The 21,283-nt window shown below is 55.9% G+C and carries 21 protein-coding genes and 2 pseudogenes; 10 read left to right on the plus strand and 13 right to left on the minus strand.

Annotated features, from left to right (window positions below; genetic code table 11):
* Positions 1 to 4: 4 nt before the first annotated feature.
* Positions 5 to 907, plus strand: coding sequence for a LysR family transcriptional regulator (locus OA238_RS16555; protein ID WP_015496049.1), 903 nt, complete (start codon positions 5 to 7; stop codon positions 905 to 907).
* A gap of 211 nt (positions 908 to 1,118) precedes the next feature.
* Here OA238_RS16555 and OA238_RS16560 read toward each other — a convergent pair.
* The 3 genes and pseudogenes from OA238_RS16560 to ychF all read right to left on the minus strand — a co-directional run bounded on the left by OA238_RS16560 (position 1,119) and on the right by ychF (position 4,026).
* Positions 1,119 to 2,186 (minus strand): annotated as a pseudogene (locus OA238_RS16560) (IS630 family transposase).
* A gap of 219 nt (positions 2,187 to 2,405) precedes the next feature.
* Positions 2,406 to 2,722: pseudogene (locus OA238_RS35135) on the minus strand (transposase); the annotation flags it as partial.
* Between the two features lie 206 nt (positions 2,723 to 2,928).
* On the minus strand, positions 2,929 to 4,026 hold the full coding sequence (gene ychF, locus OA238_RS16565; RefSeq protein ID WP_015496050.1) for a redox-regulated ATPase YchF: 1,098 nt from the start codon (positions 4,024 to 4,026) through the stop codon (positions 2,929 to 2,931).
* 298 nt (positions 4,027 to 4,324) lie between these two features.
* Between ychF and trpA the strand changes: the two genes are divergently transcribed.
* The 3 genes from trpA to OA238_RS16580 all read left to right on the plus strand — a co-directional run bounded on the left by trpA (position 4,325) and on the right by OA238_RS16580 (position 7,155).
* A complete protein-coding gene (gene trpA, locus OA238_RS16570; protein WP_015496051.1) occupies positions 4,325 to 5,116 on the plus strand; it encodes a tryptophan synthase subunit alpha in 792 nt (263 codons plus the stop codon).
* A 73-nt stretch (positions 5,117 to 5,189) separates the two neighbouring features.
* Entirely contained in the window at positions 5,190 to 6,353 is a 1,164-nt protein-coding gene (locus tag OA238_RS16575; protein WP_015496052.1) for an alpha-hydroxy acid oxidase, read from the plus strand.
* Between the two features lie 154 nt (positions 6,354 to 6,507).
* Positions 6,508 to 7,155: a 50S ribosomal protein L25/general stress protein Ctc gene (locus OA238_RS16580; protein ID WP_015496053.1), complete on the plus strand. Its 648-nt coding sequence runs from the start codon at positions 6,508 to 6,510 to the stop codon at positions 7,153 to 7,155.
* A 131-nt stretch (positions 7,156 to 7,286) separates the two neighbouring features.
* Here OA238_RS16580 and OA238_RS16585 read toward each other — a convergent pair whose 3' ends face one another.
* Positions 7,287 to 8,513 carry a sensor domain-containing phosphodiesterase gene (locus OA238_RS16585; protein WP_015496054.1) on the minus strand — a complete coding sequence of 409 codons (1,227 nt, stop codon included), beginning with the start codon at positions 8,511 to 8,513 and terminating at the stop codon, positions 7,287 to 7,289.
* 138 nt (positions 8,514 to 8,651) lie between these two features.
* On the opposite strand from OA238_RS16585, the gene pth reads away from it, so the two are divergent.
* Genes pth through OA238_RS16605 form a run of 4 tightly spaced genes read left to right on the plus strand, consistent with a single transcriptional unit; the run spans position 8,652 to position 12,025 of the window.
* Complete coding sequence (gene pth / locus OA238_RS16590; protein ID WP_015496055.1) at positions 8,652 to 9,386, plus strand: aminoacyl-tRNA hydrolase; 735 nt, start codon at positions 8,652 to 8,654, stop codon at positions 9,384 to 9,386.
* Between the two features lie 2 nt (positions 9,387 to 9,388).
* Positions 9,389 to 10,414 (plus strand): DUF2332 domain-containing protein, encoded by a 1,026-nt coding sequence (locus tag OA238_RS16595; protein ID WP_015496056.1) that lies wholly within the window; start codon positions 9,389 to 9,391, stop codon positions 10,412 to 10,414.
* 55 nt (positions 10,415 to 10,469) lie between these two features.
* Positions 10,470 to 11,651 carry a serine hydrolase domain-containing protein gene (locus OA238_RS16600; RefSeq protein ID WP_015496057.1) on the plus strand — a complete coding sequence of 394 codons (1,182 nt, stop codon included), beginning with the start codon at positions 10,470 to 10,472 and terminating at the stop codon, positions 11,649 to 11,651.
* Positions 11,651 to 12,025 (plus strand): DUF2237 family protein, encoded by a 375-nt coding sequence (locus OA238_RS16605; RefSeq protein ID WP_015496058.1) that lies wholly within the window; start codon positions 11,651 to 11,653, stop codon positions 12,023 to 12,025. Before OA238_RS16600 ends, OA238_RS16605 begins: the two co-directional genes overlap by 1 nt.
* 40 nt (positions 12,026 to 12,065) lie before the next feature.
* Here the strand turns inward: OA238_RS16605 and trpB are convergent, their stop codons facing one another.
* From trpB to OA238_RS16640, 6 genes are all read right to left on the minus strand, one after another.
* The gene (gene trpB / locus OA238_RS16610) at positions 12,066 to 13,295 is read right to left on the minus strand and encodes a tryptophan synthase subunit beta (protein WP_015496059.1); all 1,230 of its coding nucleotides are present in this window, start codon (positions 13,293 to 13,295) and stop codon (positions 12,066 to 12,068) included.
* Positions 13,296 to 13,366: 71 nt separating this feature from the next.
* A complete protein-coding gene (locus OA238_RS16615; protein WP_015496060.1) occupies positions 13,367 to 14,014 on the minus strand; it encodes a phosphoribosylanthranilate isomerase in 648 nt (215 codons plus the stop codon).
* A 6-nt stretch (positions 14,015 to 14,020) separates the two neighbouring features.
* Complete coding sequence (locus OA238_RS16620; protein ID WP_015496061.1) at positions 14,021 to 14,371, minus strand: lipopolysaccharide assembly protein LapA domain-containing protein; 351 nt, start codon at positions 14,369 to 14,371, stop codon at positions 14,021 to 14,023.
* Between the two features lie 9 nt (positions 14,372 to 14,380).
* Positions 14,381 to 14,662: an integration host factor subunit beta gene (gene ihfB / locus OA238_RS16625; RefSeq protein WP_015496062.1), complete on the minus strand. Its 282-nt coding sequence runs from the start codon at positions 14,660 to 14,662 to the stop codon at positions 14,381 to 14,383.
* Between the two features lie 326 nt (positions 14,663 to 14,988).
* Positions 14,989 to 16,674, minus strand: coding sequence for a 30S ribosomal protein S1 (rpsA, locus tag OA238_RS16635; protein ID WP_015496063.1), 1,686 nt, complete (start codon positions 16,672 to 16,674; stop codon positions 14,989 to 14,991).
* Between the two features lie 270 nt (positions 16,675 to 16,944).
* Positions 16,945 to 17,514 carry a carboxymuconolactone decarboxylase family protein gene (locus tag OA238_RS16640; RefSeq protein ID WP_015496064.1) on the minus strand — a complete coding sequence of 190 codons (570 nt, stop codon included), beginning with the start codon at positions 17,512 to 17,514 and terminating at the stop codon, positions 16,945 to 16,947.
* A gap of 97 nt (positions 17,515 to 17,611) precedes the next feature.
* Between OA238_RS16640 and OA238_RS16645 the strand changes: the two genes are divergently transcribed.
* Positions 17,612 to 18,184, plus strand: a complete 573-nt coding sequence (locus OA238_RS16645) for a TetR/AcrR family transcriptional regulator (RefSeq protein WP_015496065.1) — start codon at positions 17,612 to 17,614, stop codon at positions 18,182 to 18,184.
* Between the two features lie 24 nt (positions 18,185 to 18,208).
* Positions 18,209 to 18,625 carry a hypothetical protein gene (locus OA238_RS16650; RefSeq protein WP_015496066.1) on the plus strand — a complete coding sequence of 139 codons (417 nt, stop codon included), beginning with the start codon at positions 18,209 to 18,211 and terminating at the stop codon, positions 18,623 to 18,625.
* A 36-nt stretch (positions 18,626 to 18,661) separates the two neighbouring features.
* Here OA238_RS16650 and OA238_RS16655 read toward each other — a convergent pair whose 3' ends face one another.
* The 3 genes from OA238_RS16655 to OA238_RS16665 all read right to left on the minus strand — a co-directional run bounded on the left by OA238_RS16655 (position 18,662) and on the right by OA238_RS16665 (position 21,207).
* The gene (locus OA238_RS16655) at positions 18,662 to 19,327 is read right to left on the minus strand and encodes an NAD(P)H-dependent oxidoreductase (protein ID WP_015496067.1); all 666 of its coding nucleotides are present in this window, start codon (positions 19,325 to 19,327) and stop codon (positions 18,662 to 18,664) included.
* A 277-nt stretch (positions 19,328 to 19,604) separates the two neighbouring features.
* The gene (locus OA238_RS16660; RefSeq protein WP_015496068.1) at positions 19,605 to 20,759 is read right to left on the minus strand and encodes a DUF2130 domain-containing protein; all 1,155 of its coding nucleotides are present in this window, start codon (positions 20,757 to 20,759) and stop codon (positions 19,605 to 19,607) included.
* Positions 20,760 to 20,808: 49 nt separating this feature from the next.
* Positions 20,809 to 21,207 (minus strand): rhodanese-like domain-containing protein, encoded by a 399-nt coding sequence (locus tag OA238_RS16665; RefSeq protein WP_015496069.1) that lies wholly within the window; start codon positions 21,205 to 21,207, stop codon positions 20,809 to 20,811.
* Positions 21,208 to 21,283: the final 76 nt, after the last annotated feature.

Genomic DNA, 21,283 nt, shown 5'->3' on the forward strand with positions numbered 1-21,283 from the left:
TGATATGCATATCTGCATGGATTGGCGCTCAGTAAAATTCGATTGGAACAAAGCGCGGGCTTTCTTGGTTACGGCTGAGGAAGGATCGTTGTCAGCTGCCGCGCGCGCATTGGGCATGGCGCAGCCGACCCTTGGCCGTCAGGTTGACGGGCTTGAGCAAGAGCTCGGCATCGTTCTGTTTGAACGTGTTGGTCGCGGCCTCACACTCACACCAAGTGGTTTGGAACTGTTGGAGCACGTCCGTGACATGGGAGAGGCCGCAGGTCGTGTCTCGATGACAGCCCTTGGTCAGTCGCAAGCGTTAGAGGGGACGATCTGCATCTCGGCCAGCGAGACATATGCAGCAGTGTTGTTGCCCCCGATCATCGCCAAATTGCGCAAGATGGAGCCCGGTATTCAGGTTGAGATTGTCGTCGCCAATCATGCCAGCGATCTGCGCCGCCGTGAGGCTGATATCGCGATCCGCAATTTCAGACCGACCGAACCCGATCTGATCGCCAAAAAGATCGGCGACGCGGACGCGGTCCTTTACGCCACGCCGGATTACATTGCGGAAATCGGTAACCCAACCAAGCCCTATGATCTGCGCCACGCCGAATTCGTGAATATGGATCATAGCGGCATGATGCTCAAAGGGCTAAACACCCTCGGGCTTGGTTTGACCGGGGCGAATTTCCCGCTTCTTACCGAAAGCTATCTGGTCATGTGGGAACTTGTGCGCCAAGGCGCGGCGATTGGTATTCTGGATGCGCATATCGGCGACGCGGACCCTGTAGTCCGACGCGTCCTCCCTGACCTCGAACCGCTTGTCTTCCCGATCTGGCTTGTCTCCCACCGACAACTCACAACCAGCCGTCGCATTCGCATGGTCTATGACTTCTTAGCGGAAGAGCTCAAGCGGGGGTAATGGCGCGATTTTATGAAACTGACCACCTCAAGAGCAGCAAGGAAAAGGACTATTGATATAGCAGCGGTGGTCATGCCCGACTTCGCAATAGAAGCGCTGCTTGCTGCATAGACGAGGGGATGGGACAGGTTTGGCCAATTCAACACCATTGCAACCACGTCAAGATTTTCAACATATACTCCCGCGCCTGAATTGACCTGAGGTTTTCCCCTCAAATCACTTTGTATTCCTTGAGCGATATGACGCGGAAGTTGTCGGTGACGGTGTCGCGGAACTCTGGCTATTTTTCTGGCAGGGTCTTGCGGAAGAAGTCGAAAATGGCCTCTGTGAATTGGTTGAACGTTGCATAGTGCCGATTGTGGGTGACCCATTTGTGCATAACACCCCAAAGACGCTCGATCGGGTTGAGGTGCGGGGCATATGCTGGCAAGAAATGCAACTTCACCCGACGTTCTGGGCTGTCCAGCCATGGCTGTAGTATCTTGGCATGATGATAGCGGGCATTGTCGACAAAGACGTGGATGGCCGTCTTGGTTTGGTTGTTGCGTTCCAACTTTTCCAGCATCTGTCGGGTTGTCTGGGCATTGATCTTCTCGCCTTCCACAAAGGTGAACTGGAAAGTCTCAAGGTCAAGCGCGCCCTGAATGTTGAGCCGCTTGCGCCCTGATGTCGCCTTCAGGGCCGTCTTTTGTCCCTTGGGGAACCAACCATGGGCGGGGCGGCTCTGGTGTTCGGGGTGGACAGCGTCCGAAAAGACAACCATCTCATCTGCGGCCAACCCGTTCATCAGGGCCTCATATTTGGCAATAAACGCAGCCTGCTTGGCTTCATCGGCCTGTGCAGGCAGCAATTGTGGTTTCTTATACGCGAACCCCAGGCGGCGCATCAGCTTGGCGGCTCCCGACGTGCTGTAGTTTTGGTCGCACTCGGCTAGAACATAGGCACAGACCTCATCGGCATTGCGGGCAGGCTGCGCGGTGAAATGGGCTCTCACCGCCTGCTCTTGCACGACGGACAAATGACCCTGACGCTGGCTGTAGTCCTTCAGACCGAAAAACGATAGTCCCGCACCGGCAAAGGCAAATCGCCACTCCGTCAAAACTGTCGGGCCAATATCCAAAATCCGGCAAACCGTTCCGGCGTCTTCTCCTGCGTCCAAAAGAAGAAACGCGCGCGCCCGTTTCCAAACAAGGGCGTCAACTTTGCGGCGGCGGCAAAGCGCTTCAAGTGCTATGCGCTGCTCGTCGGATAAGGAGACTGTTTTGTATTGCTTGCTCATAAACTCAAAATACAGACTGAACCGCCTTTGGCCATGCGACGAAGTGAATCGCAGGCCCAAAATCGTCAGGTCAATTCAGGCGCAGGAGTATACATAAAAATTCGACAGGTCATTCTCCTTTCCAGACATCGATGAAAGCAAACCTCACCCACTGCCGGTCAGTGGATCGCCGCGTTATGGCTACAAGTGATCCACTGGATCAATTTCTAAACGCCTCAACTTTAGCACTTCCCTCTCCTCGCGCAGAAGCCGGACTTCTTTGCGAAGACGGTTGTTCTCTTTTTCGACGTCCTCATGTGGTCATCGCCATCTTCACTCGGACCAATGGCACTCAAATGACGATCATCAAATCATCATGCTCCCTCTCGGGACATTGCTGCGCAATACCCTGCCGGGCGCCGGATGTTGCTGAACCCACTTGTTCAGCGTCGAAAGGCCAACACCCAAATCTGATGAAACTTGCGGTCGCCCCTCTCATCGATACTGCGTATCGACTGTCGGGCAAGGGTTAAACCGCTGCTGGTCGCTATGCGCACCGCATCAAGCCGGAACTCGTCTGTCTATCTCGTTTCCGTTCCATATCTCCTTCATAGCAAACATTGCTCGAAAGAGACCGGAACTATACCGTGACAAGATCAGTTGGCATGGGGCACGGGAGCGTGCGACAATCCTCTTTTCGTGTGTTGGAACAAGACTGCTAGCAGATCGTGCTTTGGCTTAGATCAAGGCGTGAGCGCGCGGATTAGGTGTTGAACAAGAAGTGCAGCACGTCGCCGTCTTTGACGACGTAACTCTTGCCTTCCGCGCGCATTTTGCCTGCTTCTTTGGCCGGCTGTTCGCCGCCCAGCGTCACGAAATCATCAAAGGCAATCGTTTCCGCCCTAATGAAGCCTTTTTCGAAATCACCGTGGATCACGCCCGCTGCTTGCGGCGCTTTTGTTTGCGCCGAAACAGTCCACGCGCGGGCTTCTTTCGGACCAACCGTGAAATAGGTTTCAAGGTGCAGCAGCTCATAGCCCGCTTTGATCAGACGGTCTAATCCGGCCTCTGCCAGCCCCATCTCTTCGAGGAACATCACCGCTTCGTCGTCTTCAAGCTGGCTGATTTCTTCTTCGATTTGGGCGGAAATAATCACATGAGCATTGCCCTGCGACGCAGCCATTTCAGCCACTGCCGTGGAGTGCGCATTGCCAGCCGACGCTTCGGATTCACCGACGTTACAGACGTAAAGCACGGGCTTGATTGTCAAAAGCTGCAGCAATTTCCATGCCTTGACGTCATCTTCGTCCACCGCCACGGTGCGGGCAGGCTGACCTTCTTCTAGCGCCAATTTGGCAGCTTCGAGCAATCGCACCTGCTGAACGGCATCTTTATCACCACCACGCGTTTTGCGGATCAGGTTTTGAAGGCGCTTTTCGATGCTTTCCAGATCGGCCAGCATCAGTTCGGTTTCAATCGTTTCGGCATCTGCAACCGGATCAACGCGGCCATCTACGTGGGTTACATCGCCGTCTTCAAAACAGCGCAGCACGTGGGCAATCGCATCTGTCTCTCGGATATTGGCAAGAAACTGGTTGCCAAGGCCTTCGCCCTTGCTCGCGCCCTTGACCAGACCCGCAATGTCGACAAACGTCATGCGGGTCGGAATGATTGTCTTGGACCCTGCAATCGCCGCCAGTTTATCCAAACGCGCGTCCGGCACGGCCACTTCGCCGACGTTGGGCTCAATAGTACAAAACGGGAAATTCGCCGCTTGTGCCGCCGCTGTGCGTGTCAAAGCATTGAACAGGGTCGATTTACCCACGTTCGGCATGCCCACGATACCCATCTTGAAACCCATTGCGACGCTCCTGCTTAATGTCCGTTTCCGCTTCTAGGCTTTGCCTCGCATGACCGCAAGCAGACTCGTGCTATGGTCTTTCAGCAGGATTCTAACATGAGCCTAGTTCCATACCTGACTATCGGTGGCACCTGCCGGGGCGCAATGACATTTTATGCCGACGTATTCAGCACCAAATAGATGATTTCATCCGACGAAGCGCATGTGACAGCCTAACTTGCATGCTCACCATTGATTTCCCCTGCCCTTTCGCGCAAACCCTCAAAAGGATAATCGACACGCCGATCAGGGGACGACCATGACACGAATTGACGCCAAGTTTGCCGAACTGCGCGCCGCCAATAAAAAGGCGTTCGTCGCCTACGTGATGGCGGGCGATCCGGACTATGCGACCTCACTTGAGATCGTAAAAGGACTTCCCGCGGCTGGCGTCGATATTATTGAGCTTGGCTTACCGTTCACCGACCCGATGGCAGATGGGACCACGATCCAACTCGCCGGACAACGCGCGCTTGATGGCGCCATGACCTTGGATCAAACACTGTCCATCGCCGCTGAGCTTCGAAAGACAGACGACACCACGCCGATCGTGCTGATGGGCTACTACAACCCGATCTATTCGCGCGGCGTCGATACATTCTTGGTTCAGGCGAAGGCCGCAGGAATTGATGGGCTTATCATCGTCGACCTGCCCCCCGAAGAAGACGAAGAGCTTTGCATTCCAGCGCAAGCTGCCGGGCTTAATTTTATTCGCCTAGCAACCCCGACAACGGATGCTAAACGCCTGCCAAAGGTGCTGCAAAACACATCCGGCTTTGTCTATTACGTCTCTGTCACAGGTACGACAGGTGCCGCCGCAGCGCAGGCTGTTGACGTGGCACCCGAAGTCGCGCGCATCAAAGCATCAACTGATTTGCCGGTTATTGTGGGTTTCGGCGTCCGCACACCGCAAACCGCGCAAGACATCGCTGGCGTTGCTGACGGCACTGTCGTCGGCTCAGCCATCGTAGAAAAAATCGGTGCGGGCGAACCTGTTGCTGATGTTCTGGCTTTCGTCAAAACACTGGCCGATGGCGCACACCGCGCTTAGCAATTCGTGACGCTTGCGCGAATTCTGCCAAATTGGTAAGAGAAATTAACCAATTTGGCAGAAAGATATCGCAATGCCCGTCATCACAACAATCGCCGACCTGAAACGCCTGCACAAACGCCGCACTCCAAAGATGTTTTATGACTACTGCGAAAGCGGGTCATGGTCCGAGCAGACGTTCCGCGAAAACACGTCAGACTTCGACAAAATTCGCTTTCGCCAGCGTATCGCCGTGGATATGACGAACCGCACAACCGCCAGCCAGATGATCGGGCAGGATGTGGCGATGCCCGTCGCGCTGGCCCCCGTCGGGCTGACCGGAATGCAATGCGCCGACGGAGAGATCAAGGCGGCCAAAGCGGCGGAAAAGTTCGGCGTTCCGTTCACGCTCTCGACGATGTCGATCTGTTCGATTGAAGACGTCGCTGAAAACACCACCAAACCGTTCTGGTTTCAGGTTTATACGTTGAAAGACGACGATTTCATGCAGCGCCTGTTTGATCGCGCCAAGGCCGCTAAATGTTCGGCCATTGTCATCACGCTGGATCTGCAAATCTTGGGCCAACGCCACAAAGACCTCAAGAACGGGCTGACCGCCCCGCCCAAATTCACCATTCCGACCATGCTTAATCTGGCCACGAAGTGGACGTGGGGACTGCAGATGTTGCAAACCAAACGCCGCTTCTTTGGCAACATCGTCGGCCACGCCAAAGAGGTGAGCGACCCATCGTCCCTCGCATCTTGGTCGGCCGAGGCATTTGACCATTCCCTAAACTGGGACCGCGTCGCGCAATTGATGAAAATGTGGGGTGGCCCCGTAATCTTGAAGGGCATTCTGGATGTCGATGACGCAAAAAAGGCCGCTGAACTCGGTGCAGATGCAATCATCGTTTCCAACCACGGTGGGCGTCAACTGGACGGAGCGTTATCGTCCATTCGCATGCTGGAACAGATCGTTGATGCAGTCGGGGATCTTGTCGAAGTGCATTTTGACAGTGGAATCCGCTCCGGCCAAGACGTGCTAAAAGCTTTGGCACTGGGCGCAAAGGGGACATACATTGGCCGCGCCTTCGTCAATGGTTTGGGCGCAATGGGCGAAGCTGGCGTGACAAAGGCGCTTGATGTCATCCACAGTGAATTAGACCTGACAATGGCGTTTTGTGGACACCGCGACATCAAGAGCGTGGACAAAAACATACTCCTTGTCCCTGAGGATTTTTCAGGGCGTTGGGCCTGAACCACAGCCGTTTCTAATGTCCCTTTCCAAAAGGCTGAAGCTGCAGTATGTGCGCGACTTCACGAGGAGCCCCAAGAATAGTCATGTGGTTCCTGACATGGAAAAGTGGGTCGCCGTATCAGTTGGGCGACGCGCGAATTGAAAGGAAAGACCAATGGCTGGCAAAGTTCCAGATTTTGAAGCAACGCTTCGCACCGACACCGGAAAAGGCGCTGCGCGTCAAGCACGCCGCGACGGGCTCGTCCCCGGTGTTGTCTATGGTGGTGGCGAAGACCCCATCTCAATCAACGTGCCGTTCAACGTGCTGCTCAAGCGCCTGAAAGCAGGCCGTTTTCTGTCCACGCTGTTCAACCTGAAGGTTGAAGGCCACGACGACGTCCGCGTGATCTGCCGCAACGTGCAACGCCACATTGTCAAAGACCTGCCAACGCACCTCGACTTCATGCGTCTCAAGCGTACAACGAAAATTAACCTGTTCATTGGCGTTGAATTTATCAACGAAGAAGACTGCCCGGCTTTGAAAGAAGGCGGCGTCTTGATTCCAGTGCGCAACGAAGTTGAACTGATCGTTACGGCTGGCGACATCCCAGAAGTCCTGACTGTCGATCTGACAGGTCTGGAATTGGGTGACACCATCACGATCTCGTCCATCAAGCTGCCAGCTGGCGCGAAAGCCACAATCGACCGTGACTTCGTAATTGCGAACCTTCAGGCACCTGCTGCCCTGACATCCGCCGGAGACGACGAAGACGATGTTGTCGAAGCGGGCGATGTCCCAGCGACAGAAGCCAAAGAAGACTAATATTCGACCCGTTGGGTTGTTGAAGGGCGTGCCAGTTGGCGCGCCCTTTTTTTGTGTTTGGCCAACAGTTGCGTTTGGACCGCAATGTCCACTTAAACCCGACGGCTGCGCCAACTTGAACAACCCGCAACCTATGCAGACAGCACAGACTTCAAAACCAGCGCGGCCAGCACCGGACGACCAAGGTGATAGCCCTGCCCGAGTTCCACACCGATATTTTTCAGCGTCCGCATCTCCGCCTCGGTCTCGATCCCCTCAGCCACGACCCGTACGTTGGTGTCTTGCGCAAATTTCACCATCGCCGATGCCAGTGCACGCCGCGCAAGGTCCTTGTCGACATCTTGGGTCAAAGACATATCCAATTTAATCACGTCAGGGCGCAGGCGAATAATCTGTTGCAGGCCCGAATATCCGGCACCCGCATCATCCACTGCGATCCGCGCACCAAGGTCGCGCAGGCGGTCAATTTCCATCAACAAGACGTCAAGATTTTCGATTGCGGCGTGTTCAGTAATTTCAACCACAACCCGATCCCCGCCCGCAGCGGCGATGATCTTTGACAACTTGCCAGTGGCCAAGGTCGCAGGCGATGTGTTAACGGCCAAATAACATGACGCTGGCAGCTCCGGCAGAAACGCCAGTGCAACCTCGATCACATAGATTTCCAATGCGGCTTGTAATCCAACTTCGGCAGCATCATCAAACCAAAGATTGGGCGCACGGTATGGCTCGGGCGAAAACCGGCACAATGCCTCATAGCCAGCGGTGCCCTGATCTTGCAGACGCAAGATCGGCTGCAGTGCGATTTCAAACGACCGCAATTTCAAAATATCCTCAATCGTGCTTTTCTTCAGCTGCACAGCGGCATCAAACCTTAGCTGCGCATTCACTTGATCCGCGGCAAGCGCGGCAAAGGCACGAACGACCTCAAGATCACGAGAGTTCAGCGAGGGACGCGGGGCTTTGCCAAGGCTGCAAAACATCCCATAAACCGTGCCGTCTGTGCGCCGTATCGGGACACTGACGTAACTGCGGATCGACAAGTCGTGGGTCACAGGAATGGTCTGTGTCAGCGGTTCGTTGGCGGTGTCAGGGATAAGTTCGGGCAATCGCCCGGCGACAATGTGGTGACAATACCCGGACTTCAGCGGTCGGGTTCCACCAACCGCAATGCTATCCTCAAAACCAGGTGCGCTGACGGCGCGAAACACAATCTCGTCGCCAACAAATTCCGACACATAGGCAATATCCATCGCAAGATGGGTCCGCACAAACGCCAGGGAGTTCATGACCACATCATCACACTCAGCAACCATCCGTGGCACAAATGCCGCAGCCGACGGAGCAACAATTGTCATAAAATACACCTCTTTGTTCGAAAGATGTTGTCGCAGGAATACCCTCAACAACCCGTTACCAAAGGCGCTGGACTTGAAAACAATTTTAGGCAAATTCACGCCCTTGGACTGACCCGCTTTGGGCTATATACAGACTGCATGAAATTATTTGTTGGCCTAGGAAATCCCGGCGCGAAATACGCGCAGAACCGACATAATATCGGGTTTATGGCGCTTGACCGGATCGCAGCAGATCATGGGTTTGCGCCGTGGCGTAGTAAATTTCAGGGTCAGTTAACCGAGGAACGCCTCGGTCGCGACAAAGTCCTGCTGCTAAAGCCGGAAACATTTATGAACCTGTCCGGTCAATCGGTTGGCGAAGCAGTTCGGTTTTATAAACTCGACAGCACGGATGTGGTCGTGTTCCATGATGAAATTGATCTGGCCCCTGCAAAGGTCCGGCTGAAATCCGGTGGCGGGCATGCGGGACACAATGGCCTGCGATCCATCCATCAACACATCAGCCCGCACTATGACCGCGTTCGTTTGGGCGTCGGACATCCCGGCCACAAAGACCGGGTTCCGGGCTATGTGCTCAGCGACTTTGCAAAGGCCGATCAAAACTGGCTGGATGATGTATTGCGCGGCATCTCTGATGGTGCGGCGTATCTGGCCGACGATGCGGGGCCAAAGTTCCTGAACGCCGTCGCCTTGCGCGTCAATCCACCTCGCCCGTCCACAGGGACCAAAGGCAAGCCGCACACCAAGACGGATATACCGACGCTAAAGCCAATCCCAAAGCCAGCCCAACAGCCAGCTCCGAAGTCGGACCCTGACCCGATCCCCGAAGATACGCGAAACCCGTTCCAAAAGCTGGCGGACCGGTTCCGGTGACGATGCGTCTGTCCGATGCATTCGACTATCAGGCACAGGCCTGCACAACACTCGGATCGCCATTCATGGGCCAGCTTTGCCGCGTTTTGGCAACCCGCTTGGTGCGTGGCACACCGCTGACGGATCGCTTGTTTGATTGGCAGGGCGATATTGGTCCGCGCGGTGACAGTGTTCCGTTGCGCCTGTGCGGGGCGCTGCACGCGCTGCGTTTGCAAGGTGGCGCAGCATTGACGGCCGTCTACCCGCCTCACATCGCGACCGATGACGCATTATGGCTGGCCGTGTCCCAGGTGCTGGCGGACCACACAGACTTTATTGACGCCTTCATCTACAGCCCGCCCCAAACCAACGAAGTGCGCCGTGCGGCGGCTTTGATCGCTGCTGGCCATATGATTTCCAACCATTTCCCCAACCCCATGCGGGTGTCGGAATTGGGTGCCAGCGCGGGTTTGAACCTCAACTGGGACCACTTCGCACTCGACATCAACGGCACGCGGCTTGGCCCGCCAAATGCCACTGTAACGCTGGCGCCAGATTGGACGGGCGCAACCCCGCCCATGACGATGCCAAAGGTGGTTGAGCGGCGCGGCGTGGACCTCAACCCTGTTGATCCTGCCACCGACAGCCTGCGCTTGCGCGCCTATCTCTGGCCAGATCAGCCGCACCGCCGCATCCTGACAGACGCCGCCCTTGCCCTGCCCCACGCGCCCGTCGACAAAGCCGATGCGATTGATTGGCTCGCTACGCGCCTGCCCCACATCGCGGGTCAAACCCACATGATCTACACCACCGTCGCGTGGCAGTATTTTCCCGCGGAAAAACAGCGCGATGGCCTGCGGATGATCGAAACGGCTGGGGCAACCGCCACACCAGATACGCCGCTTGCCTTTGTACAGATGGAAGACGACGGTGGCGACAACGGCGCGGCGTTGACCTTGCGGCTTTGGCCAAACACCTCTGGCAGCGATGCGCCCCTGACCCTTGGTCGCGTCGATTTTCATGGCCGTTGGGTGGACTGGACAGCCTGACTTGCCGCCCCTCGTCGCGCGTGTCAGGCTGGCGAAAATAACCGAAAGCACCTCAATGAAAACCTTCCTGAAATGGCTCCTGCGCGGCGTTCTCATCAGCACTGTCATGATCCTGCTGATCGCCGTTTTGCAGCGCGAAAAGCTGAGCCGCCTGATGGCCGTCAATTCGCTCTTTTCCGAAGACCGCATCGTCGAAAATTTCACGTCGATGGACACGATGTTCGAAAACGTCACGCTGACACCGCAATCCGAAACTGTGCACCGGCTCTCGACGGGGGCCCCGATGGTCATGCCCGCGGGCTTTACCACATGGGCCCGCGACCGCGCTGTCACCGGCATCATGGTCGTGCAGGACGGTATCATCCGCCATGAAAGTTACCCACTGATTGGGGTCAACGAAGACGACCCCGCGAATTCAACCCGCATCAGTTGGTCGATGGCCAAATCGTTCCTGTCCGTGCTGTTGGGCATTTTGCACGAAGACGGCACGATCCCCGACCTTGATGCACCCGTCATCCAATATGTGCCGTCCCTCGTCGGATCCGCCTACGAGACCGCCAGCATCCGAAATGTGATGCAGATGTCGTCCGGCGTGACGTTCGACGAAGAATACCTCGATTTCTGGAGCGATATCAACAAAATGGGCCGCGTCTTAGCGCTTGGTCGATCCATGGACAGCTTCGCCGAAGCGCTAGACGAGACATTCGTTGAACCTGGCACCCAGTGGAAATATGTGTCCATCGACACGCATATCCTTAGCATGGTGATCCGTGGCGCAACGGGTCGATCCATTCCCGATCTGCTGACGCAAAAGGTCCTCACCCCGCTCGGACCAACAGTTGCCCCCTATTATCTGACGGACGGTCACGGAGTGGCGTTTGTGCTGGGCGGCTTAAATCTGACAACACATGACTACGCCCTGTTTGGCCATATGATCGCCAACGGCGGCATTTCATTTGGCACCCGCATCGTATCGGAAGCGTGGATCGAAGAAAGCACCGCAGCCAGCGCGCCCACGGCAAGCGATGAAATGGGTTTCGGGTATCAATGGTGGATCCCCCTCGGGGCCAACACAGGCCAATTCGCGGCGCGGGGAATTTACGGCCAATACATCTACATCGACCGCCCTCGCGGCATCGTCATTGCCGTAAACGCGGCCGATCGACAGTTCCGCGAAGACGGCGTAACCGACAGCAGCTTCACCATGTTCCGTGCCATAGCAGAAAGCCTTGATTAATGAATAAAGATCCCTCTCTAAACGTCCTCGGCGAAACACTTGCCACCTGCTCACTCGCGCCGATGACCGGCTTCTTTCGTAACGGTGCCTGCGACACCTGCGCAGCAGACGAGGGCAGCCACACCGTTTGCGCAGTTATGACGGCTGAATTCCTCGCCTTCTCGAAATACGTCGGCAATGACCTCAGCACATCACGCCCAGAATTCGGCTTTGTCGGGCTTCAGGCAGGCGATGGCTGGTGCCTTTGCGCATCGCGTTTCCTGCAAGCGCACGAAGAGGGCTGCGCGCCAAAGGTGAACTTGGTCGCAACTCATGCGCGGGCATTGGAAATTGTGTCGTTGGCGGTTCTTGAACAACACAAGACAACCGGCTGACATCATCGGGAACGTTCGCCTTGATTGGCGAACTGGTCGCCTAGCCGTTCGCCATATCCCAGCCGAGCGCCTTGGCGACCGTAAAGATGTCCTTGTCGCCACGACCGCACATGTTCATGACCAGCAGGTGATCGGACGGCAAATCAGGCGCGATCTTCATCACATGCGCCAGAGCATGGGACGGTTCAAGCGCTGGAATAATTCCTTCCAACTGACACGACAACTGAAACGCCTCAAGCGCCTCGACATCGGTGATCGATACATATTGTGCGCGGCCAATATCGTGCAGCCATGAATGTTCCGGCCCGATGCCGGGGTAGTCTAGTCCCGCTGAAATTGAATGGCCTTCTAGGATTTGCCCGTCGTCGTCTTGCAGCAAATACGTCCGGTTGCCGTGCAAAACGCCAGGGCGCCCGCCTGTTAAAGACGCGCAATGTTCCATCTTGGAATTCACACCCTTGCCGCCCGCCTCAACGCCGATAATGTTAACCTCTTTGTCGTCAAGGAATGGGAAAAACAGCCCCATGGCGTTGGACCCGCCACCGATTGCGGCAATCAACGTATCCGGCAAACGCCCTTCCGCGGCATGCATCTGTTCTTTCGTTTCTTGGCCGATGATCGCCTGAAAATCGCGCACCATCGCAGGATAGGGGTGCGGACCCGCGACCGTGCCAATGCAATAAAACGTATCGCGCACGTTGGTCACCCAATCGCGCAGCGCGTCGTTCATCGCGTCTTTTAGCGTGCCACGACCCGACGTCACGGGGATCACTTCAGCACCAAGTAATTTCATGCGAAACACGTTGGGCGCCTGACGTTCAACGTCTGTCGCCCCCATATAAACAACACATTTCAGTCCAAATTTTGCGCAGACCGTGGCGGTCGCAACGCCATGCTGACCCGCACCGGTTTCCGCAATGATCCGCGTCTTACCCATGCGCCGCGCCAGAATGATCTGGCCCAGCACATTGTTGATCTTATGCGCGCCCGTGTGGTTCAGCTCATCCCGCTTGAGGTAAATCTTCGCCCCGCCCAAGTGTTCGGTCAGACGTTCCGCGTAATACAGCGGTGACGGACGGCCCACGTAATGCGTCCAAAGATCGTGCATTTCAGCCCAGAACGCATCGTCGGTCTTGGCGAACTCATAGCGTTCTTCAAGCTCAAGGATCAGCGGCATCAAGGTCTCAGACACAAAGCGCCCGCCAAAATCACCAAAGCGGCCTTTTTCGTCGGGGCCAGTCATAAAGGAATTGATCAGATCGTCAGGCATTGCGCGTCTCCAGACTTCAACTTTGGGTGCTACTTATTGATGTAGCGCTGTGGTGGGGGGCCGTAAAGCGCCTAGGCTTGTGCGGCGGCCAAAAATGCCGAAATCAGGCCCGCATCTTTGACGCCAACCGACCCTTCGACACCGCTGGACACGTCGACTTGGGTCGCGCCCGTTAAGCGCACTGCCTCGGCCACATTGTCAGCCGTCAGGCCACCGGCCAACATCCACGGCACCGTCCAGTATTTGCGCCCAGCCAGCAGCGTCCAGTCAAACGCCAGACCATTGCCACCGGGCAAGTCGGCATTCTTTGGCGGCTTTGCATCAATCAGCAATTGATCCGCAACAGCGGCGTATGCGTCAATCTGCGCCAGATCGCTGGCGTCAGCAATTCCGACGGCCTTCATCACGGGCAACCCGTACCGCGCCTTTACCTCGGCCACGCGCGTGGGCGTTTCGCTGCCATGCAACTGCAACATATCCAAAGGCACCGCAGCCGTCAGATCGTCCAAGAACGCGTCATTCGCATTCACGACCAACGCGACTTTGGCGACCCCCATAGGCACGTCCACAGCCAGCGCCGCAGCCTCTTGAAACGAAACATTGCGCGGGGATTTGGGATAGAAAACAAACCCGACGTAGGACGACCCAGCAGACGCCGCCGCAGCTACGTCAGCGCCGGTCCGCAACCCGCAAATTTTGACCCGTATATCGTGTGACATTGGCCCTTAGCTGGCCTTGTCGAGAAGGGCGACAATCTCGTCTTTGCCCTCATGCTTTTCGGTCTTAAGGCTATCAACCTCACGCTTAAGGGCACTAACTTCGCGCCCCTTTGCGCGGGCATCTGCGCGGATACGATGCTCACGCACCCATTCCCAGAAGAACCCGATCAGCAGGCCGATCGCCACGCCGACAAAGATCGCCATAAACAACGGCATCTGAATGTCAGGGGATATCCCAAGCGGGCCTGCCAAGGCTTCTGGCAACGCACGCAGGGTGACGACCCCACGGTTGGCCATCCCGACAATGATAAGGGCAATCGCAGCGATTCCCCAAAATGTGAATCTGATATATTTCATGGGAATAGTTTACTTCCCGTTGAGCCGGTCCCGCAAGAGCTTGCCTGTCTTAAAGAATGGAACATGCTTCTCTTCGACCTGAACAGCCTCGCCCGTGCGCGGGTTTCTGCCCAAACGTGCGTCGCGCTTTTTTACCGAGAACGCCCCGAAACCCCGTAATTCAACACGGTCCCCGTTAGACATCGCTTCAATGATGCGGCCAAAAATTGTGTTCACAATCCTCTCCACGTCCCTTTGATAAAGATGTGGGTTCTGTTCGGCGATTGTATCGGTCAATTCGGATCGGATCATTTGGCGTTCTTCCCCATCAATTTCGTCGAAGTCATTTTCGTCGCGGGCAGTGGCGCAACTACCTCTTAACAATGGACTATAGTTTGGAAGTTCCCGTCACGGAAGAACCTTATGTGGAAAATTACGCTGCGATTCCGCCGATTTACGGCCAAATCACGATCAAAGCGCCAAACGAAACCCGTCACTTGCGCGCTTGCCGCAGATGGTGCGACCGGTTCGCGCGGGTGATTCGACGGGCATCTGCCCCCGAAAACGAAAAACCCCGCCAGCGCGTGCCAGCGGGGTTTCAAGTTTTCAGGTGGTCGGTGTGACCAGTCAGCGATGACTTATGCGTCGTCGCCTTTGTTCAGCGCTGCACCAAGGATATCGCCCAAGGATGCACCGGAGTCAGAGGAGCCGAACTGTTCGACGGCTTCTTTTTCTTCCGCGATTTCGCGTGCTTTGATCGACAGACCCAAACGGCGGGTTTTCGCGTCGATGTTGGTCACACGTGCGTCGACCTTGTCGCCTACGCCGAAACGCTCTGGGCGCTGCTCGGCACGGTCACGGGACAAATCGGAACGACGGATGAAGGATTTCGCGCCTTCATAGTCGACCTCGATGCCACCATCTTCGATCTTTGTGACCTCAACGGTTACGATCGTGCCGCGCTTTACGCCGCCGACTGCATCTTGGAACGGATCACCGTCCATGGCTTTGATCGAAAGCGAAATGCGCTCTTTCTCAACGTCCACTTCAGTAACCTTGGCATTCACGATGTCGCCTTTGCGGAAATCGCCGATGACGTCTTCGCCGCGGCCTTCCCATGTCAGATCGGACAAGTGAACCATGCCGTCGATGTCGCCGTCGAGGCCAACAAACAGACCGAATTCGGTGATGTTTTTGACTTCGCCTTCAACTTCGGTGCCCTCAGGATGGGTTTCTGCAAACACTTCCCATGGGTTGCGCTGTGTCTGCTTGAGACCAAGCGAGACGCGACGTTTGGCTTCGTCGATTTCCAGAACCATAACTTCGACTTCTTGGCTCGTGGATACGATTTTACCCGGATGTACGTTCTTCTTTGTCCAAGACATTTCAGACACGTGCACAAGGCCTTCAACGCCAGCTTCCAGCTCAACAAATGCGCCGTAGTCGGTGATGTTGGTCACACGGCCCGTGTGTACGGAATCGAGTGGGTACTTGCCTGATACGGCATCCCATGGATCGTCCTGCAGCTGCTTCATGCCGAGGGAGATACGGTGGGTTTCTTTATTGATCTTGATAACCTGCACCTTGATCGTCTCACCAATTGTGAGGATCTCGGATGGGTGGTTCACACGGCGCCATGCCATATCAGTCACGTGGAGCAGGCCGTCTACGCCGCCGAGGTCAACAAACGCACCGTATTCGGTGATGTTCTTGACGACGCCGTCAACTTCTTGACCTTCGGTCAGGTTGCCGATGACTTCGGCGCGCTGTTCGGCACGTGATTCTTCAAGAATTGCGCGACGCGATACAACAATGTTGCCACGACGACGGTCCATCTTGAGGATTTGGAACGGCTGCTTAAGACCCATGAGTGGGCCTGCGTCGCGCACAGGGCGCACGTCAACTTGTGAGCCTGGAAGGAACGCAACAGCGCCGCCCAGATCAACAGTAAAGCCACCTTTAACGCGACCAAAGATTGCGCCTTCGACGCGCTCTTCGTCTGCATATGCTTTCTCGAGGCGATCCCAAGCTTCCTCACGGCGCGCCATCTCACGAGAGATTACGGCTTCGCCACGGGCATTCTCGGAGGCGCGAAGGAATACTTCGACAACATCTCCGACAGCAATTTCAGGAGCTTCGCCAGGATCTGCGAATTCTTTAATATCAACGCGGCCTTCCATCTTGTAGCCGACGTCGATGATGGCTTGTCCCGCTTCGATTGCGATGACTTTGCCTTTGACAACACTGCCTTCTTTAGGTGTGTCAATTTCGAAGCTTTCGTTCAAGAGTGCTTCAAACTCGTCCATAGATACGTTCTGAGCCATGTGGCGCGGTTTCCTAAGATCGTTGTTGGCCGTGCGACTAAAACGCCGCCGGACTTCGGGTTTATGTCCACCAAAGCGGTGAACGGGTTCATTTATCTCGGTGTCGCCTTGTAATGCAAAGAGGGCCGGAAATTCCGGCCCTGCCAAATTGCACCTTTGGACGACGCTTCAACGAGGCGGCTTATAGGCTGGATTTTCGTTGTTTGCAAGGGGTGGAGCACCATCAGCCGCTGGATATAGATGTGCGCAACTGATGGCGGACCTGGTTAGTTATGTCACGATTGGCGTATCGCCACGCTTCCAAAGGAACCCCTGCATCGGTTCGTCAACAACTGTCTGAGCGAAATGGTTGATGTAGTTAGACATTGTCTTTTGCGCGACCGCCAACACCACGTCCAACGCAGCGCGGTGGGTATATCCAGCCGCAAAAAACGCATCAAACTGCGCGTCGGTCATCACACCGCGTTGGCGCACAACCCGCAATGTGAATGTGCGCAATGCCTCCAGCTTTTCGTTCGGCAAGGCTGTCTCATCGCGCAGCGCCTGCGTGATGTCATCGGACACCTTCATCATTTTTGCGATGCCTGTGTGGGCCGGCACGCAGTAATGACATTCATTTTCGACGTTAATCGCCTGCCAGACGACTGTCATTTCATCGGCATCGAAATCTGTGTCCGTAAACAGCTTGTGCAGCACCTGATAACCCTCAAGCACCTGCGGGCTATCCGACATTACCTGATGCAAGCCAGGCAAGCGGCCAAATGCGGCTTGCGATTTTTCAAGCAACGGCTTGGACGCCTCGGGGGCCGTGGTCAGATCATGGGATGGGAAGTCGGTCATGGGAATCTCCTGTTTTCTGCATGTGCCGCCCTTTTGTCCTTTCTTGAGCGATCACTCAAGTATATAATTGAGCGAACACTCAACAATATTGTGACCCATGCCACGCAAACCATCCTATGACCGCGAAGACCTAATTCGCCGCGCCCGCGACATGTTCTGGAAACAGGGCTGGGCAGGCACGTCCCTCAAGAATTTGGAAACAACGCTATACTTGAAGCCGGGCAGCTTTTACGCGGCTTTCGGGTCCAAGGACGCGTTGTACCAGCTCGCTCTTGATCTATATGCGGCGGATGGCGCGGCGACTTTGGCGGCACTTGAACACGCGCACGGCCCCTTGGGGGCGCTTCAGGCATTCCCGCGCCATGTTATCGAAAATAAAGCAGCGCCAGCACGGGCCTGTATGCTGGCCAAGACATTTCTAGAATTATCGCCCCATGGCCACCCGCTTGCCGATCACGCCAACGGGCATCTGACACGGATGGAACATCGCTTTGCGGACCTGTTTGGCAAGGCACAAGCGCAAAACCAGATCGGCATCGGTCACGACGCATGCGGCCTTGCGCGGAGGTACCAGTCAGACCTGCTGGGAATGCGCATTTCGGCAGAACGTCCCGACTATGACGCCGCCGCAACCGCGCTCGAAATTGCCCAAAGCCTAAGCCGGCTTTAACCTCAATCGATAAGGACCCGCATCATGACCCTAGGCGACGCAATGGCAAACCAAACAGCTTGGCTCAATGTATGGCTCCCGATCTTGATGTTTGGCAGCTTCATACTGCCCCTCGCCTTGCTGGTCTGGAAGTCCAGCCGCATGGCAGGGCTTGCCGCCATCGCTGCGGGCCTGCTTAGCTTTGTCGCTATAAGCTGGATGTATGAACAGCTGGGGTATGTGAAACTTCTGGGCCTGCCACATGTCCTGTTTTACACACCCGTCGTTATCTATTTTATCAGCCGCCTGCGCGGCGGCAAACTGCCGAAAATTGCACGTTGGCTGATGATGGCATCACTGGTCATCATCCTGATATCGCTGGCATTCGATTACACCGATGTCGCTAGCTACATTCTGGGCAACCGAACTCCGCTTGCGGTTCCCGACGGGTTTGCGGGTTAGGCCAATCCATCACCGATAGATCGGCCTAACTGCACTTCAGTCGATGCGTTCAAACAACACGTCGTCAGTCTTGCGGACTTTCTTCATCGGAGCCAGCCAGTCGTTGGCCGCGTCCCGCGTCCCAACCGCCAACATGCAGACAGACCGCAGGTTCTTGTCACCAAGCCCCAAAATATCGTCCACAGCGGACGGATCGAAACCCTCCATCGGGGTTGTGTCGACGCGCATCTGCGCGGCCGTCAGCATCCCGAAGCCCAGCGCGATATAGGCTTGCCGCGCAGCATGTTCAAAATTCGTTTCTGCCGTGCGGGGCAAATACATGCCCTTAAGGTTGCCATAATAGCCCTCAAGCATCTCGCGTGTGCCAGGGCGTTCCTCGGCGTGATGATCGACCACGCTGTCGATCCGCGCGTCGGTGTAGTTGTCCCATGCTGCGAACACCAAAAGATGCGATGCATCGGTAACTTGGCTTTGATCGAAAGACGCCGCACGGATTTTGGTGCGCAGATCGTCATTGGTGATCACAAACACCTTGAACGGCTGCGTTCCACTGGATGTGGGTGCGTACTGGATCGCATCCAGAAGTGCTGCGATCTTGTCTTCACTCACGGATTTGGAAGGGTCCATTTTCTTGACCGCATAGCGCCACTGCAACGCGTCGCACAGGTCATCAGGAAGGGAATTGGAATTGGAATCAAGCATATTAAATCCTGTCATGTCTCACGCACCGTTTAGTGCGTTCTGCTTTGACACCTAATCTGGCTGCGCGCAGGTACAACGGGCCCCTGCAAACATTAACTGTGCGATTTTGCACGCACCCCTCACGTCGCTTCCCGTTGCCCAAAACGCACGGCGATCGAGATCGCGGCGTCATTATATTAAACATCGATCCTTGCGGCAAAATGGGCGTTTGCATCCATTCCACCGCACAACAATTACTAGCGGTCTGAATTGCACGTCGCGCAGCCCTGACATGTGGTCAATCTCGATCAACGCCCAACGCCAACGCATCCAAGCTTGCAATCTCAGGCATGGACCGCCCTGCAATCCCCTGCAAATCACCATGCATGCCAACCGTTGACGCGATTACCAGATCAATCTGCTTGGCCCGCAACGCCCATTGCTTTTCGATGAACACACGTTCTTTGCGCAGGTTGTCCTGCATGTCCTCGAACCGTTCCACAATCGCATCGACGCGCTGTTTGAACTGCGTTCCTGTCAGATAATCATAGATCATTTCCATCTTGGTTTCTTGCCCCATGGCGCGCCCTTTTGCACCCGCGACCTCAATCAAGCCGTGGCGCAGGGACGTCGCCAAAGGCACCGCATAGCGCGGCGCGCAGACCCAGATGCCATCCACAATGCCAAAGCTGTCAACGCCCTCCGGCAATGCCACGGACGTTATCACCGCCACCTCACAGCCGCTGCTGCGTTGATCGTTCCGCAACTTTGCCAGCCACCCTGCTGTCCAGTTTTTCGTGCGTTTGCTTTCCCATAAGATACTGCCCACAATCGCGCCTTGCGCCATCACATCCTGACGCACATCCGCGCCACCAACGCCCTTGGCGACTGGCGAAAATCCGTCCAGCGGAAACGCCTGCGCCAAAGTGTCTTCCAACACCATCTCGGCTGCCTCGCCTTGGGTTTGCATCGACCCCTGCTCAATCCGTTGTTTGAGGGCTTCAATCTGGCGGCGCATCCCCTCTTTTACCTGCGCATCTTCGGCGTCTTTCAGGGATGCCTTTTCCTGCGCTTCTTTCGTCAATTTCTCGGTCATGACGGCCCGCTCGGACGCGATCATCTTCTGGACTGTCAATTCCAGTTCGGCTTCTTTGTCTGCCAGAACCTGTTCGCGCTTTAGTGCAGCCGCCTGCGCCGCCTGCGCCTCACGCAATTTCTGGTCCTGTTCCTTTACCCGTTCTAGCAACGCGACCTGCTCGGCGCTCGCCTCAGCCTTACCGGCGGCCTTCGCCAAGGCCGCAGCCTTACTTATTGCGTGTTCTGCTTCGGCCTTGGCCGCTGCCAGCTGTTCACCAAAGCGCTTTTCATTGTCAGCCAACATCGGGCCTGCCAATTGTTCTGTCAGGGCAAATTCATGACGGCAAGACGGGCATTTGATCGTAAAATCTGACATAGAACGCACCTTTAGGGACATGGGATTAAGAACAGCATAAGACGCTCTGTTAAGGCTTTGGATCAGGCACCTCAACCGGACCACTGGCAGCGGCCCATGCACTGAACCCCTCGCGCAGATGGGACGCGTCAAACCCCATGTCCTGCAACGTCGCGACGGTCAACGCCGACCGCCATCCTGATGCACAATGGAACACATATTTTTTGTCTTGCCCGAACACCGGCTTATAATAGGGGCTGTCCGGATCGACCCAGAATTCTACCATGCCGCGCGGCGCATGCACGCTGCCCGCAATATGACCGCGCTGGCGTTCGCGCACATCGCGAATGTCCACGATTACCACGTTCGGATCATCCAGCATGGCAATCAAATCCACCGTTTCGATTTCATCAATGCGCGCCCGCGCAGCAGCGACCATATCGGCGCTCGATATTTTTAGGTTTTTCATGCGGCTAACCTGCGCCACTGCCGCCTGAGCGGTCAACCCGTCCGTTGCACGCACCCCAAAGGCGGGGCATGGTGCG

This window comes from Octadecabacter arcticus 238 (assembly GCF_000155735.2).
Lineage (GTDB): Bacteria > Pseudomonadota > Alphaproteobacteria > Rhodobacterales > Rhodobacteraceae > Octadecabacter > Octadecabacter arcticus.